This is a genomic window from Pseudomonas sp. LBUM1670 (assembly GCF_059695695.1).
Window position 1 is genome coordinate 4,059,289 of record NZ_CP166783.1, and the last position, 14,383, is coordinate 4,073,671.

General features: G+C 58.4%; 12 protein-coding genes. 9 read left to right on the forward strand and 3 right to left on the reverse strand.

Features of this window, described 5'->3' with window-relative positions:
- Position 1 precedes the first annotated feature (1 nt).
- The gene (locus tag ACA073_RS18375) at positions 2-1,210 is read right to left on the reverse strand and encodes an ammonium transporter (RefSeq protein WP_497398415.1); all 1,209 of its coding nucleotides are present in this window, start codon (positions 1,208-1,210) and stop codon (positions 2-4) included.
- Positions 1,211-1,515: 305 nt separating this feature from the next.
- On the opposite strand from ACA073_RS18375, the gene ACA073_RS18380 reads away from it, so the two are divergent.
- The 9 genes from ACA073_RS18380 to ACA073_RS18420 all read left to right on the forward strand — a co-directional run bounded on the left by ACA073_RS18380 (position 1,516) and on the right by ACA073_RS18420 (position 12,998).
- Complete coding sequence (locus ACA073_RS18380) at positions 1,516-1,830, forward strand: ElaB/YgaM/YqjD family protein (protein ID WP_008030332.1); 315 nt, start codon at positions 1,516-1,518, stop codon at positions 1,828-1,830.
- A 2-nt stretch (positions 1,831-1,832) separates the two neighbouring features.
- Positions 1,833-2,222: a phage holin family protein gene (locus ACA073_RS18385; protein ID WP_497398418.1), complete on the forward strand. Its 390-nt coding sequence runs from the start codon at positions 1,833-1,835 to the stop codon at positions 2,220-2,222.
- On the forward strand, positions 2,219-2,560 hold the full coding sequence (locus tag ACA073_RS18390; RefSeq protein WP_497398420.1) for a hypothetical protein: 342 nt from the start codon (positions 2,219-2,221) through the stop codon (positions 2,558-2,560). The genes ACA073_RS18385 and ACA073_RS18390 overlap by 4 nt, the downstream gene beginning before the upstream one ends.
- Before the next feature lie 124 nt (positions 2,561-2,684).
- Entirely contained in the window at positions 2,685-3,848 is a 1,164-nt protein-coding gene (locus ACA073_RS18395) for an EAL domain-containing protein (protein ID WP_497398422.1), read from the forward strand.
- Positions 3,849-3,916: 68 nt separating this feature from the next.
- On the forward strand, positions 3,917-5,245 hold the full coding sequence (locus tag ACA073_RS18400) for a deoxyguanosinetriphosphate triphosphohydrolase (protein ID WP_497398424.1): 1,329 nt from the start codon (positions 3,917-3,919) through the stop codon (positions 5,243-5,245).
- A gap of 171 nt (positions 5,246-5,416) precedes the next feature.
- Complete coding sequence (locus tag ACA073_RS18405; RefSeq protein ID WP_497398426.1) at positions 5,417-5,821, forward strand: response regulator; 405 nt, start codon at positions 5,417-5,419, stop codon at positions 5,819-5,821.
- Positions 5,822-6,061: 240 nt separating this feature from the next.
- Positions 6,062-6,688: a response regulator gene (locus tag ACA073_RS18410; RefSeq protein ID WP_497398428.1), complete on the forward strand. Its 627-nt coding sequence runs from the start codon at positions 6,062-6,064 to the stop codon at positions 6,686-6,688.
- 8 nt (positions 6,689-6,696) lie between these two features.
- Positions 6,697-10,002: a transporter substrate-binding domain-containing protein gene (locus ACA073_RS18415; RefSeq protein WP_497398430.1), complete on the forward strand. Its 3,306-nt coding sequence runs from the start codon at positions 6,697-6,699 to the stop codon at positions 10,000-10,002.
- Positions 10,003-10,052: 50 nt separating this feature from the next.
- A complete protein-coding gene (locus ACA073_RS18420) occupies positions 10,053-12,998 on the forward strand; it encodes an HD domain-containing phosphohydrolase (protein ID WP_497398432.1) in 2,946 nt (981 codons plus the stop codon).
- Here ACA073_RS18420 and ACA073_RS18425 read toward each other — a convergent pair whose 3' ends face one another.
- Positions 12,999-13,481, reverse strand: coding sequence for a GAF domain-containing protein (locus ACA073_RS18425; protein ID WP_017337388.1), 483 nt, complete (start codon positions 13,479-13,481; stop codon positions 12,999-13,001).
- Positions 13,478-14,368, reverse strand: coding sequence for an ATP-binding protein (locus ACA073_RS18430; protein ID WP_497398435.1), 891 nt, complete (start codon positions 14,366-14,368; stop codon positions 13,478-13,480). The genes ACA073_RS18425 and ACA073_RS18430 overlap by 4 nt, the downstream gene beginning before the upstream one ends.
- Positions 14,369-14,383: the final 15 nt, after the last annotated feature.

Here is a 14,383-nt window from a genome sequence, read left to right on the forward strand (position 1 = left end):
CTCAATCCTGGCTCACAGCGCCGATCTTGTGCACCGAGAGGTCTGCGCCGTAATACTCTTCTTCCTGGCTCAGGCGCAGGCCATGAAGCGCCTTGATCACGCCATACACCGCGAAGCCACCGGCCAGCGCCACGACCACTCCCAGCGTGGTCCCGATCAACTGGCTGATCAGGCTCACGCCGCCCAGACCACCCAATGCACTCTGGCCGAAGATGCCGCACGCGACTCCGCCCCAGACACCGCACAGGCCATGCAACGGCCAGACACCCAATACATCATCGATGTGCCATTTGCCTTGGGCAGCGGTAAAGCACCAGACAAACAGCGCCCCGGCGATGGCGCCCGTCACCAGTGCTCCTACCGGGTGCATCAGATCGGAACCGGCGCAGATCGCCACCAGCCCGGCGAGCGGGCCGTTATGCAGAAAGCCCGGGTCATTGCGCCCGACGATCAGCGCCGCCACGGTGCCACCGACCATGGCCATCAACGAATTCACCGCCACCAGCCCGCTGACCCCTTGCAAGGTTTGCGCGCTCATCACGTTGAAGCCAAACCAGCCAACGATCAGGATCCACGACCCCAACGCCAGAAACGGAATGCTCGAAGGAGCGAAAGCCACCAGTTTTCCTTCGCGATAGCGACCTTGTCTTGGCCCGAGCAACAACACCGCCGCCAGTGCCAGCCAGCCGCCCATGGCGTGAACCACCACCGAGCCTGCGAAATCATGGAAACTGGCACCAAAGCGCGCCAGCAACCAGGCTTGCAGGCCAAAGTTGCCGTTCCAGATCATGCCCTCGAAAAACGGATAGATGAACGCGACGATCAACGCTGTCGCACACAACTGCGGTACGAACCGGGCGCGCTCGGCGATGCCCCCGGAAATGATCGCGGGTATCGCTGCCGCGAACGTCAGCAGAAAGAAAAACTTCACCAGGCCATAACCATGATCGGCATTGATCACCGCCGCCGGTTGCAGAAAGGTCACCCCATATGAAATCCAATAGCCTATAAAGAAGTAGGCCAGAGTCGAAATGGCGAAGTCGCTGAGGATCTTCGACAAGGCGTTGACCTGGTTCTTTTGTCGAACCGTACCGACTTCAAGAAAGGCAAAACCGGCGTGCATGGCCAAAACCATGACAGCGCCAGTCAAGATGAACAACGTGTTGGAGCTATGGACCAGACTGTCCACAGCGCTTTGCAGATTTTCCATAAAGTTGGCAGACCTGAAGGCTAAAAAGCACCAAAGCAGTTCGCGCAGACAATTCATGCACCAAGTTACAACCTGTCCGGATCAACACATTGACCCTGATGAGCCGCTTTGGCGCACAAGGCGAGGAACCTTTGCGCGGGTTTTCATTATTTGAGATAAGGTTTTGCTTGTTTCCTGCACAGCAACAGCGCAATCACGCGGGCTGGCGCACCACGACATAGCAAAAGTTGTACCAGTGATTTGTACTGAACCTTCACGCAACGCTCATACTCGAACGCAACAGAAGCCACTTACGGAGATCACCAATGGCCAGCATCAAGGCAAAGACTGCTCAAGAAATTCTGATGAACGATTTTCAGACACTGGTCAGCGACACTGAACGGTTGCTGGAACACACTGCAACATTGGCTGGCGATCAGGCTGATGAGTTGCGTGAGCAAATCCACGACAGTCTGCTGCGTGCACGCGAAACCTTGAAACTGACCGAAGACTCCCTGCGCGAACGTGGGAAAGCCGCCGTTACCGCCACCGAAGACTATGTACAGGCCAACCCATGGCAATCGGTCGGGATCGCGGCCGGTGTGGGTTTCCTGATCGGTCTACTGGCAACCCGGCGCTGATTATGGCGATCGGCGAATCCGGCTCGTCCGCGACGGGCCCAAGCTCCTCACCCCGGCGCATGGGTGCCGCATTTCTTGGATTGCTGCACAGCCATGTCGAACTGTTCGGCATCGAATTGCAGGAACAAAAAGCCCGCACCGTCAGCCTGTTGTTGTTCGCAGGCCTGGCGCTGGTGTTTGCCTTGCTGTTGCTGGTGGGGTTGTCGACGCTGGTGCTGATCCTGTTTTGGGACACCTATCGCCTGCCCGCCATCATCAGTCTCTGCGTGTTCTACACCCTTGCCTGTATCTTCTGCGGGATGCGTTTGAGGGCGGCGATTTTCGATGAATCCTCACCCTTCCATGGCACCCTGGAAGAATTGGCCAATGATCGGGAGCGCCTGCTGCCATGAGCCTTCCTGAACTGCCTAACAACAGCTCGCGCACGGAAATGCGCAAGGCGTTGATTCGCCTGCGCATGGAAATGTATCGCCAGGAAATTCGCCACGAATCCGCTCACCTGCTGCAACCCTTGCAGCGGGTGCGCGGGATGACGCAAAACCTGCAAGACGGTTTTGGCATCAAGCACGCGCCACTCTGGGGCATGGCGGCGGTCACCTTACTGGGCTTTTTGACCGCCAAGGGCGCCAAGAGCGGCGGCGTGAGCAGCCTGACTCGACTGGTACACCTGGGCACCACCCTGGGGCCCTTGATCAAGTTGGTCATGCAAGGCTCTTCGCCTAAACACTAAAGCCACTATCTGGCTGCATTCTTGCAACATCACCGGTATGAACCTCTTTTGGAGAGGTTCATACCTGCGTGCCTTGCCGGCCATCAGGTTTCATCCAAAAAACAAGATCCACCAAGGAGGCCTCGTGATCGACGGGCAACCGCTCGCCTGCTTTCAACCGTTCATCGATACCGCCACCGGTCGTATCGCCGGCGTCGAAGCATTGGGTCGACTGCGCCAGGGCGACGGTCAACTGGCCTCTGTGGGACCGCTGTTTGCCGACCCGCGAACCCCTGCCGTCGCCCTCCGTCGTCTGGATCGCCAGATCCGTGATAACGCCCTGAGCCGTTTGAACGCGGCGCCCGCCGACTGGTTTCTCAGCCTGAACATATCGCCGCGCTGGATCAGTCGCTTGCGCCCGGACCAGGCGCTGCCGAGCCTCAAGCAATTGGACCGGCACGGTGTCGACCCACGGCGAATCGTTTTCGAAATCACCGAACTTGGCGGCAACATCCAGCGCCTGGCAGACGTGGTAGCGCGATACCGGCAAGCAGGTGCACGGATCGCCATCGATGATTTCGGCGCCGGTTACTCACAGCTCGATCGCGTGCTCGCCCTGCAACCGGACATCCTGAAGCTGGATATGCGGCTGTTCCAGGCCGCTGCGTTGGGCGGGCCGAGCAGCGATGTGGTCAAGGCACTCGCGCAAATGGCGGAAAAAACCGGGTGCTGGATCATAGCCGAAGGGGTGGAAACCGAAGCGCAACTGAATTTTGCCCTGGAGTGTGGCTCGCGCTACGTGCAGGGTTTTCTGTTCGCCCGCGCGCAAGTGGACTTCTTTGCCACCGACGCTTTTGTCGAGCGCTTCGCCGAACTGCGTCAGCGCTATGTCCAACAAAAACTGGCTGAACGCGGCCGGCTGATGATCCTGCGTCAGCAACTCGCCGAGCTGATGGCGATCCTGCAAGCCTGGGCCCAGGCTCATGCGCCGCTCAGCGCCTTGCCACAGCTGGACGCCTTTCCCTGGCTGTTGCGCTTCTATCAATGCGACCGCCACGGCACGCAATTGACGCCGAACCTGGAATGGCGCAACAACGGCTGGGAAGCCGATGATCGCTACCTGGGACACAACTGGTCATGGCGTCCGTACTTCTATCATTTGTTGGCAGAGGGTTGGGACGAGCGTCGGCTGACGCTTTCCAATACTTACCGTGATGCCACCAGCAACCAGTACTGCCTCACTGCCGGACAGTTTTTCAACAACGGCGAGCGACTGCTGCTCATCGATATCGACGCCGCCGGGCTGTAGTTCCGCTTGCAGGCACCGTTGCGAAACGGGAAGCTAGGCGCTCAGTCACCTGACGGAGAGAACCAGCCTTGGATTGGCAAACCCTGCTCACCCGCGAACGCCTCGGAAAGCCGCTGCACAGCCCGGAAGAACTCGGCCGCAGCCCTTTCCACAAAGACCACGACCGCATTATTTTCTCCGGAGCCTTTCGCCGCCTCGGGCGCAAGACCCAAGTCCATCCCGTCACTAGCAACGATCACATCCACACGCGCCTGACCCACTCACTGGAAGTCAGTTGCGTCGGCCGTTCGCTGGGTATGCGCGTCGGCGAAACCATCCGCAGCGCCCTGCCTGACTGGTGCGAACCCAGCGACCTGGGCATGGTGGTGCAATCGGCTTGCCTGGCCCACGACATTGGCAACCCGCCTTTCGGTCACTCCGGCGAAGACGCGATCCGTCACTGGTTCCAGCAAGCTGCCGGCCGTGGCTGGCTGGAAGCAATGAGTGAAGTCGAACGCAATGACTTCCTCAATTTCGAAGGCAATGCCCAGGGCTTCCGGGTGCTCACCCAGCTGGAATATCACCAGTTCGATGGCGGCACCCGGCTGACCTACGCCACGCTGGGTACGTATCTGAAATACCCGTGGACGGCCAAGCACGCCGATTCACTGGGTTACAAGAAGCACAAGTTCGGCTGCTATCAGAGTGAACTGCCGCTGCTGGAGCAGATCGCTCATAAACTCGGCCTGCCGCAACTTGAGGAACAGCGCTGGGCACGCCATCCGCTGGTGTATTTGATGGAGGCCGCGGACGACATCTGCTACGCGCTGATCGACCTCGAAGATGGCCTGGAAATGGAGTTGCTGGAGTACGCCGAAGTCGAGTCCCTGTTGCTGGACCTGGTGGGCGACGATCTGCCGGAAACCTTTCGTCAGCTCGGCCCGAAAGATTCGCGTCGGCGCAAACTGGCAATCCTGCGGGGCAAAGCCATCGAGCACCTGACCAACGCCGCAGCCCGTGCCTTTGTCGAGCAACAGAACGCGTTGCTGGCCGGCACGCTGCCTGGAGACCTGGTGGAACACATGCACGGTCCCGCCAAACGCTGCGTCCTGAATGCCAAAGACATGGCGCGCAAAAAGATCTTCCAGGACAAACGCAAGACCCTGCACGAGATCGGCGCCTATACCACGCTGGAAATCCTCCTCAACGCCTTCTGCGGCGCAGCGCTGGAACAGCACAACGGTCGGACGCCGTCCTTCAAGAGCCGTCGCATCCTTGATCTGTTGGGCAACAACGCGCCCGACCCTTATGGTCCGTTACACACTTCGTTCCTGCGCATGATTGATTTCATCGCCGGCATGACCGACAGCTATGCCAGCGAAATGGCCCTGGAGATGACCGGCCGTTCCAGCCACTGACAAAACCCGGCTGATCAGCCATTACGCCATCAGGAATGGCTGATCAGTCCCTGAAAGCCCAAGTGCGTTCAGCATTCGCCGAATTCCCCTACACCTCGCGCCGAGCAAACTGATCGATTGCTCGCCATTCTCGCGAAATAATGACAGGCCCCTCTGTATGAGAGATTAACAGTGAGTAATCCAACGTTCGAAGACGATTTGCGCATCCTGCTGGTGGAAGATCATCCCTTTCAACTAAGGGCGACTCAGTACCTGCTTGAAAGTTACGGTTTCACTCAACTGACGACCTCCGACAGTGCCCAAGGTGCCTTGCAACAAATGCTGGCGGCGGTGCAACCGTTTGACATTCTGTTGTGCGATCAATGTTTGCCCGATCTTCCCGGGCTGGACCTGGTCAAATTCGCCAGTCATCGAGGAATGATCAGACAGGCAATACTATTAAGCAGTCTGACGTGTACAGAACTTGACGGGCTTGAGAAAACCGCGAATGCACATGGTCTGCCTTTACTTGGCTACTTGATAAAACCATTGAAACAATTCGAATTCAGAAAATTATTGAGTTCAATCCATTTATAAAATGAATTTCCATACACCCCACCCAGACATTACTTGAAACTTGTGAAATTAAATTTTAAAACACCGACTAACCTTCAACAACTGCCCGTCCTCATTCAAAACCTAGTTGATTCGTAGCCCCATTCCTTTTCGCTTGTAGGACTATTCCTATATTGCTGCTTGAGGTTCGTCAGTTCATGCGTCCCATCAACTATCTGAGCTAAGGTGCGCGCTTTATTTGAGCTCGCATGGGATTTGATTATGAACTCCGTTTTTATTGTCGACGATCACCCTGTCATCCGCCTTGCCGTCCGAATGCTACTGGAGCATGAAGGTTACAAAGTTGTCGGCGAATCCGATAATGGGGTCGATGCCATGCAGATGGTGCGTGAATGCATGCCTGACCTGGTCATTCTCGATATCAGCATTCCAAAACTGGATGGCCTCGAAGTTCTCGCGCGCTTCAACGCAATGAGTACACCGCTGAAAACACTGGTATTGACTGCGCAGTGCCCGACACTGTTCGGTATCCGCTGTATGCAATCTGGCGCGTCAGGTTATGTCTGCAAACAGGAAGACCTCAGTGAGCTGGTCAGTACCATAAAAGCAGTATTGTCAGGTTACAACTACTTCCCGAGTCAGGCCTTGAATCCAGTCCGTGGTGATGACGTGCGTTGCGCCGAGCTGGAACTGTTCAAGTCAGTCAACGACAGGGAACTGATGGTATTGCAACTTTTTGCACAAGGCCGTACCAACAAGGAAATTGCCAAAGGCATGTTTCTAAGTAACAAGACCGTCAGCACCTATAAAAAACGACTTATGCAAAAACTCAAAGCCAAATCCCTGGTTGAACTCATCGAGATGGCAAAACGTAACGCATTAGTGTGAGATACAGGATGCCCCTTCGTATAAAGGATTGTCTGATTCTCGTGGCCGCAGGTTTATGCCTGAGCACTTCAGTGCCTGCTTCGCAGACCGCCAGCGAACACTTCAGCCTGCTCAGTCGCTCGACAGTCAAGCATCTGGACGTCCAACTGGACCCATCACAACAACAATGGGTAACGAGCAAGCGCGGACTGATCCTGGGCACCTCGGCCCCGGACTATCCTCCTTTCGACCTGACCGTCAGCGGCAAGGACTACGAAGGTTTCACCGCCGATTACGCGGGCATCCTCGGCAAGACCCTCGGTTTGCCGGTCAAGGTCCAGCGCTTTGCGTCCCGCGGGGCTGCCATCAAGGCACTTGAAAAAGGCGAGGTCGATCTGCTCGGCACTGCCAATGGATTTGAAGCTCACAATGCCGATATCGTGCTTTCCACGCCCTACGCCGTGGACCAGCCGGTGCTGGTCACACGGGAAGGAGAAACCCGATCCCTGACCGATGGCCTTGCCGGCTTGCGGCTGAGCATGGTGTATCACTACTTGCCACTGGAGGAAGTCAGGGCCCTGTACCCCAAAGCGACCATTACGTCCTATCCGTCCTACCAGAATGCGATCAATGCAGTGGCCTTTGATCAGGCCGACGTCTTCCTGGGCGACACCATCTCGACCCATTACATGATCAACAAGGGTTACCTGAACAACATCCGCATGGCCAACTTCGGCAAACACGAAGCCCACGGGTTCAGCTTCGCCGTGCACAGGCACAACCCGGAATTGCTCGGGATCATCAATGCCATGCTCATGGCCATCCCTGCTAGCGAACGGCAGAACATCGCCGAGCGCTGGAGTGCCGGCAGTGACATTCTTCTCACCGACCAGAAGTTACAACTCACCGACCTTGAGGAACAGTGGCTGGCGCGACATCCGGTTGTGCGCGTGGTGGTCAATGAGGCCCTTGCACCGTTATCGTTTTTCGACAGCAATGGCAATTTTCGCGGTGCAACCGCCGACCTGCTGGAACTGATCAGATTGCGTACCGGCCTGCGTTTCGACATCCGTCGCAGCCGAAGCGATGACGAGATGATCGAGCAGATCAAGAACAATAAAGCCGACGTGATCGCCGCCCTGCTCCCCAGCGTCGAACGTGACACAGAGCTGAACTTCACCCGTCCCTATCTGCAAAACTCCTTTGTCCTGTTGACTCGCAAAGCCGCCGACAGCCCGGCAAACCTTGAGCAGTTGGCGGGCAAACGCCTGACCATCGCCCAGGGCAACCCACTGGTGGATTACCTGCGCCGCGAGTTCCCGCGGATCAAGTTGATTGAAACACCGGACACGTTCAGCGCCGTGGAGTTGCTCGCCGAAGGCAAGGCAGAAGGTGCGGTGAATTCACTGGTCATCGCCAACTACTTCATTTCATCTAGATTGTTCGAGCACACCCTTCAGATCCGGACCACCATCGGCACCCGGCAGGCCGCGTTTTCCCTGGCGACCGGGCGAGATGCCAAAGAGCTGAACGCCATCCTCAACAAGGCACTCCTGAGCATCGCACCGGAAGAACTGGGCATCATCAACAGCCGCTGGCGTGGCTATTCGGCGTCCTCGCAAAGCACCTGGCGCAACTACCAGCGATTGTTCTATCAGATTGTTATCGGGGCCGGCGTGCTGCTGCTGCTTTCCGCTGTCTGGAACGCTTACATGCGTCGCCAGATCAAACAGCGTCAAGCGGCCGAGCGCGCACTGAACAATCAATTGACTGAGCGGCGCCAACTGTTCGAGGAGCTGCGCTGTGCGAAGGAGCGCGCCGATGAAGCCAACCGCGCGAAAAGCACCTTTCTGGCGACCATGAGCCATGAGATCCGCACGCCGATGAATGCGGTCATCGGCATGCTCGAACTGACGCTGAAGCGCATCGAGAGCAACCATCCAGATCGTCCGGCCATTGACGTGGCCTACAACTCGGCCAAAGACTTGCTGGAACTGATCGGCGACATTCTCGACATTGCACGAATCGAATCCGGGCGTATGAGCCTGAGCCCGGAACGGGTGAATCCGAGTGAAATCGTGGGGTCTGTCGTGCGGATTTTCGAGGGACTGGCTCGTCAGAAAAACCTTGAACTGCTGCTGGAACCCAACCCGGCCAACCCGGCGATCGATGTCCTGCTGGACCCGATGCGTTTCAAACAGGTGCTGTCGAACCTGGTCAGCAACGCCATCAAATTCACGGAACAGGGCCAGGTCAGGATCACCGTCGAGTTGCTTGCGACGGCAGAACCCGAGCAAGTCCTAATGCTGTTGCAGGTTGAGGACAGCGGCATCGGGATCAGCGAACAGGATCAACGACGACTGTTCGAACCTTTCGCCCAGGCCGATGATACAGGGCAGTCCGGTAGAGGCGGCGCGGGCCTGGGTCTGGTGATCAGCCGAAGCCTGTGCGAAATGATGGGCGGCAGCCTGCAATTGGGCAGCCAGCCGGGAGTCGGCACGCAGGTCCAGGTTTCGCTGCTTCTGCCCACCCTGCCAGTCGAGCAGGTGCCGCCAACCACCGAAACGCCGATTCACACGTCCACTGTGGCCTTGAACATTCTGGTGGTCGACGATCACCCGGCCAATCGCTTGCTGATGTGTCAGCAGCTGGAGTTTCTGGGCCATCGGTTCAGCATTGCCGAGGAGGGCCAGGCAGGCTTGGAGGCGTGGAAAATCGAGCCGTTCGATCTGGTGATTGTCGACTGCAACATGCCGGTCATGAATGGATACGAACTCGCTCGCGCGATCCGCGACCATGAACAGCAATCCGATCGTACCCCCTGCACCGTTCTCGGCTTTACCGCCAACGCACAACCGGAAGAACGACAGCGCTGCAAACAAGCCGGGATGGACGACTGCCTGTTCAAGCCGCTGACGCTGACCGCCTTGAGTCAATGGGTGGCAGGCATCGTACCGGTCAACCGCGTTCCCGCCTTCAGCCTGAAAGGGCTGCACCTGTTGACGGGGGGCAACCCGGCATTGGACCTGCGATTGTTGACCGAACTGCTCACCAGCAACCGTCTGGACCGACAGGCGCTGCAAGCGTTATCCCGGTCAAACGACCCGCAGTTGTTTCTCGATATTGCCCATAAAATCAAGGGCGCAGCGCGGATCGTCCAGGCCACCCGTTTGATCGATAGCTGCGAGGCGCTCGAACAGGCTTGCCATCACGTTTTTCAGCATGACGAAGTCGCCGAATGCAGGATGGCCGTAGAACGCGCAATGCTCGAACTGGAGCAGGCATTGCAGCAACAAATTGCTCAAAACGACAAAAGCAGAATGGTGGAGCCTTAACTATGCTTGGTCGCTGAGCAGTGTGTTAACCATCATGGAGCGACCCCGCAATGCCCAGCCCATTGCGCCCGGATCAACGGCGGTTTCCCCTGCACGTGCACATCAGTGTGATGTTTACCCTGCTGTTGCTGCTGACCGGCGTGGTGCTGGGCATTTTCAACTATCGGCAAACCACGCGGATCATTCTTTCCAGCAGTGAAAAACTCTTCGAGCGCATCGAGCAGGACGTCCGGCTGGACCTGCACGCCACCTATGAACCCATCCGTCACCTGTTGAGCCTGCTGGTGTACAACCCGGCGGCGCAGGCTCCCGACCTGGAACAACGCCTGGCGTTGCTCGGCCCCTTCAGCCAGTCGCTCAAGGACAACCCTGACCTGGCCTCGCTGTACCTGGGCTACGACAACGGTGATTTCTTCATGGTTCGCCCTTTGCGAACCGCCGCCCTGAAAACCTTGCTCAAAGCACCGGACGTCGCGGCTTATCAGGTGTGGAGCATCGAGAGAAACAGCAGCGACCAGGTACTTTCCCAATCATTGTTTTTCGATCGAGACCTGAACCCGGTCAGCCGTCAGGACAACCCCGACGACACCTACGATCCGCGAACACGTGCCTGGTTTTCCAGTGCCCACCGCGACAGCGATCAGATCACCACCGAACCCTACCTCTTTTTCTCCACCCACGACGTCGGCACCACCCTGGCCCGCCGTAGCGGTGTGCATGCAGTCATGGGCGCCGACCTGACCCTGGCCGAACTGTCCGCGACCCTGGCCGAACATGTCGTCACCCCCAGTACCGAAATCGTGCTGTTCGATGGCGAAGGCAATGCCATCGCTTACCCCGACAGCAACAAACTGATCGTCGACGACCAGACCGCCCGCCTGAGCAAGGCCGCCGACCTGAGCCCGGGCCTTGGCGCCTTGCTGAACAATCCGCCAACGGGCAACCGGCTGAACGCCGCTGGTCGCCAATGGATCGTTGCCCGCCGCCGCATACAGGAAGGTGGTCCCCAGGGACTGCAACTGGCGCTGCTGGTGCCGGAAGACGAATTACTCGCCGATGCCTACCGCCTGCGCTGGCAAGGTGCGTTGATTACGTTGGCCACGTTGCTGTTGTGCCTGCCGCTGGGCTGGCTGACCTCGAGAATTCTGGTCAAACCCCTGCGCGCACTGGTGCAGGAAGCCGATGCCATCCGCAGTTTCAATTTCCACTTCCCGGTTTCCCGCCGCTCACTGGTGCTCGAAGTCGACCAACTGAGCGTGTCGATGACCCGCATGAAAGATACCCTGGCGAGTTTTTTCCAGATCACCGACAGCCTGAGCGCCGAGACCCGGTTCGCGCCCTTGCTGGAGCGGGTATTGTTCGAAACCGTGAAAATCGGCCAGGCCCAGGCCGGTCTGATCTACCTGCGGGAAAATGACGGCGATCGCATGGAGCCTCACGGTCTGGTCATCGACGACATTTCACAGGCATTGCCAGCGTTCGACATTCGCGGCCACGAACTTCAGGACCCACAAAGCCCCGCATGGCTACTGGAACTGTCGAATGCCGACAATGTGGTGACCAGTCTCGGTTTCGAACAGGCGGGGGATTTGCAGAAAGTGTTGCTGGCGATGAAGTGTCCGCGGGTACATCTGATCGGTATCCGCCTGCACAATCGTCATAACGAAACCGTGGGCCTGCTGATCCTGTTGCTGGAGGACAGCGGCGACCAAAGCGATCTCGAGAAGCTTCGTCCGGACCGCATTGCGTTCCTTCAGGCCGTGTCCGGTGCGGCCGCCGTGAGTATCGAAAGTCAACGTCTGCAAGCCAAACAGAAACAGTTGCTCGACGCTTTCATTCAACTGCTGGCCGGCGCGATTGATGCCAAAAGCCCCTACACCGGCGGTCACTGCCAGCGAGTCCCGGCGCTGACCTTGATGCTCGCCCAGGCTGCCGCGGCCAGTCAGGACCCTGCCTTCAGCGGTTATCAACCCACCGAAGACGAGTGGGAGGCGCTGCACGTCGCTGCGTGGCTGCATGACTGCGGCAAGGTCACGACGCCGGAATACGTCGTCGATAAAGCCACGAAGCTGGAAACCCTGAACGACCGCATTCACGAAATCCGCACCCGTTTCGAAGTGCTCAAGCGTGATGCCTGGATCAGCTACTGGCAGGCTGTCGCCCTGGGCGGCGACGAGCAGCAGCTGGCTGAACTGCGCAATGCCACTCTGGCAGGGCTCGACGATGATTTCGCATTTGTTGCCCGTTGCAATCTGGGTGGCGAGGCAATGGCCGATGCCGATCAGCAACGCCTGCGCAGCCTGGCCCAACGCACCTGGACCCGAACCCTGGACGACCGATTGGGCGTTTCCTGGGAAGAGAACCGGCGCCAGGCGCGAACACCGGCGCCAACCCTGCCGGTCAGCGAGCCGCTGCTGGCGGACAAACCCGAGCACCTGTTCGAACGCGCCGAGGGCGAACTGATTCCGGAAGACAATCCCTGGGGTTTCAAACTCGACGTGCCGCACTACAAGTACAACCGGGGCGAGCTTTACAACCTGAGCATTGCCCGGGGCACATTGACTCGCGAGGAGCGTTACATCATCAACCACCACATGGTGCAGACGATCCTGATGCTCACCCACCTGCCCTTCCCCGGCCACCTCAACAACGTCGCGGAAATTGCCGGCGGCCACCACGAAAAAATGGACGGCACCGGTTATCCCAAACGGTTGAAGCGCGAAGAAATGAGCTTGCCGGCGCGGATGATGGCGATTGCCGATATTTTCGAAGCGCTGACCGCCGCTGATCGCCCTTACAAGAAAGCCAAATCCTTGAGCGAAGCGCTGGGCATCATGGCCACCATGTGCCGTGACGCCCACATCGACCCGGAACTGTTCGGGCTGTTCATCAACGCCGAAATCTACCGGCAGTACGCCGATCGATTCCTTGATCCACAGCAGATCGACGCGGTGGATCCGTCAGGCCTGTTGGTCAAGGCAGGCCTCAAGGCATAATCAGCAATCGGTCAGGCGCAGGAAAATGGCCGCCAGTTTTTCAATGCCGGCCTGATCGTCAGCGGTAAACCGCGCGAGCTTCGGGCTGTCGAGGTCCAGCACGCCAATCAGGCGGCCGTCCTTGACCAGTGGCACGACCAGCTCGCTGTTTGACGCACTGTCGCAGGCGATATGCCCGGGAAAGGCGTGCACGTCTTCGACCAACTGCGTCTGCAACGTCGCCGCCGCCGTGCCGCACACGCCGCGACCGAAGGGGATTCGCACGCAGGCGATTTGCCCCTGGAACGGGCCGAGCACCAGTTCTTCATTACGATTGAGGTAGAAACCGGCCCAGTTCAGGTCATCGAGCTGGTTGTACAGAAACGCGGAAAACTGCGCGGCGTTGGCGATGAAATCCCGCTCGTCCGCCAGCAAGGATTCCAGCTGTGCGTGCAGCATGCCGTAGCCTTCGAGGCCCTGGCCGCTTTGTTGTAAATCGATCATGCCTTGTGCTCCAACAGCTTCAGCCCGACCCAGTAGCGGGCAAATTGATAGGCGCAACGTCCGTTGCGATTGCCCCGGCCGGTGGCCCAGCGCACCGCGAGGATGTCCAGTTCTTCGTCACGCTGCCATTGCAGACCGGCCTTGTCGGCCAACTGACCGATCCAGTGCTCGACCACATTGAGGAAGTGTTCTTGGGTAAACGGATAGAACGACAACCACAGGCCGAAACGGTCCGACAGCGCGATCTTGTCTTCCACTGCCTCGCTGGGATGCAGTTCGCCGTCGACCCGTTTCCAGTTTTCGTTATCGCTTTCCTTTTCCGGCACCAGATGGCGACGGTTGGAAGTGGCGTACAGCAAAACGTTATCCGGCGCCTGTTCAAGGGAACCGTCGAGCACGCTCTTGAGCACGCGGTAGTCGCCTTCTCCCGACTCGAACGACAGGTCATCGCAGAACAGCACGAAACGCTGGGGCAGTTTGGCGATCTGTTCGACCACCCGCGGCAAGTCCGCCAGGTGATCGCGCTCGATTTCGATCAACCGCAGGCCGGCCTTGGCGTGTTCGGCCAGCAACGCGCGCACCAGCGACGATTTACCGGTACCACGCGAGCCCCAGAGCAACGCATGGTTGGCCGGCATGCCGTCGATGAATTGCTGAGTATTGCGCCCCAGTTGCTCCAGTTGCCGATCGACACCGATCAGGTCGGACAGGCGCATGTCGAGGCTGACTTCCAGTGGCAACAGAAAACCGCTGCGCCCCTCGCGCTGCCAGCGTGCGGCCAGGCATTGCGTCCAGTCGATGGCTTGCCGAGGTGCGGGCAGTAGTGGTTCGATACGGGCCAGAACGGCATCGGCGCGTTCAAGAAAAGCATTCAATCGGGAATCCACGTCTTCTCCTCGGGC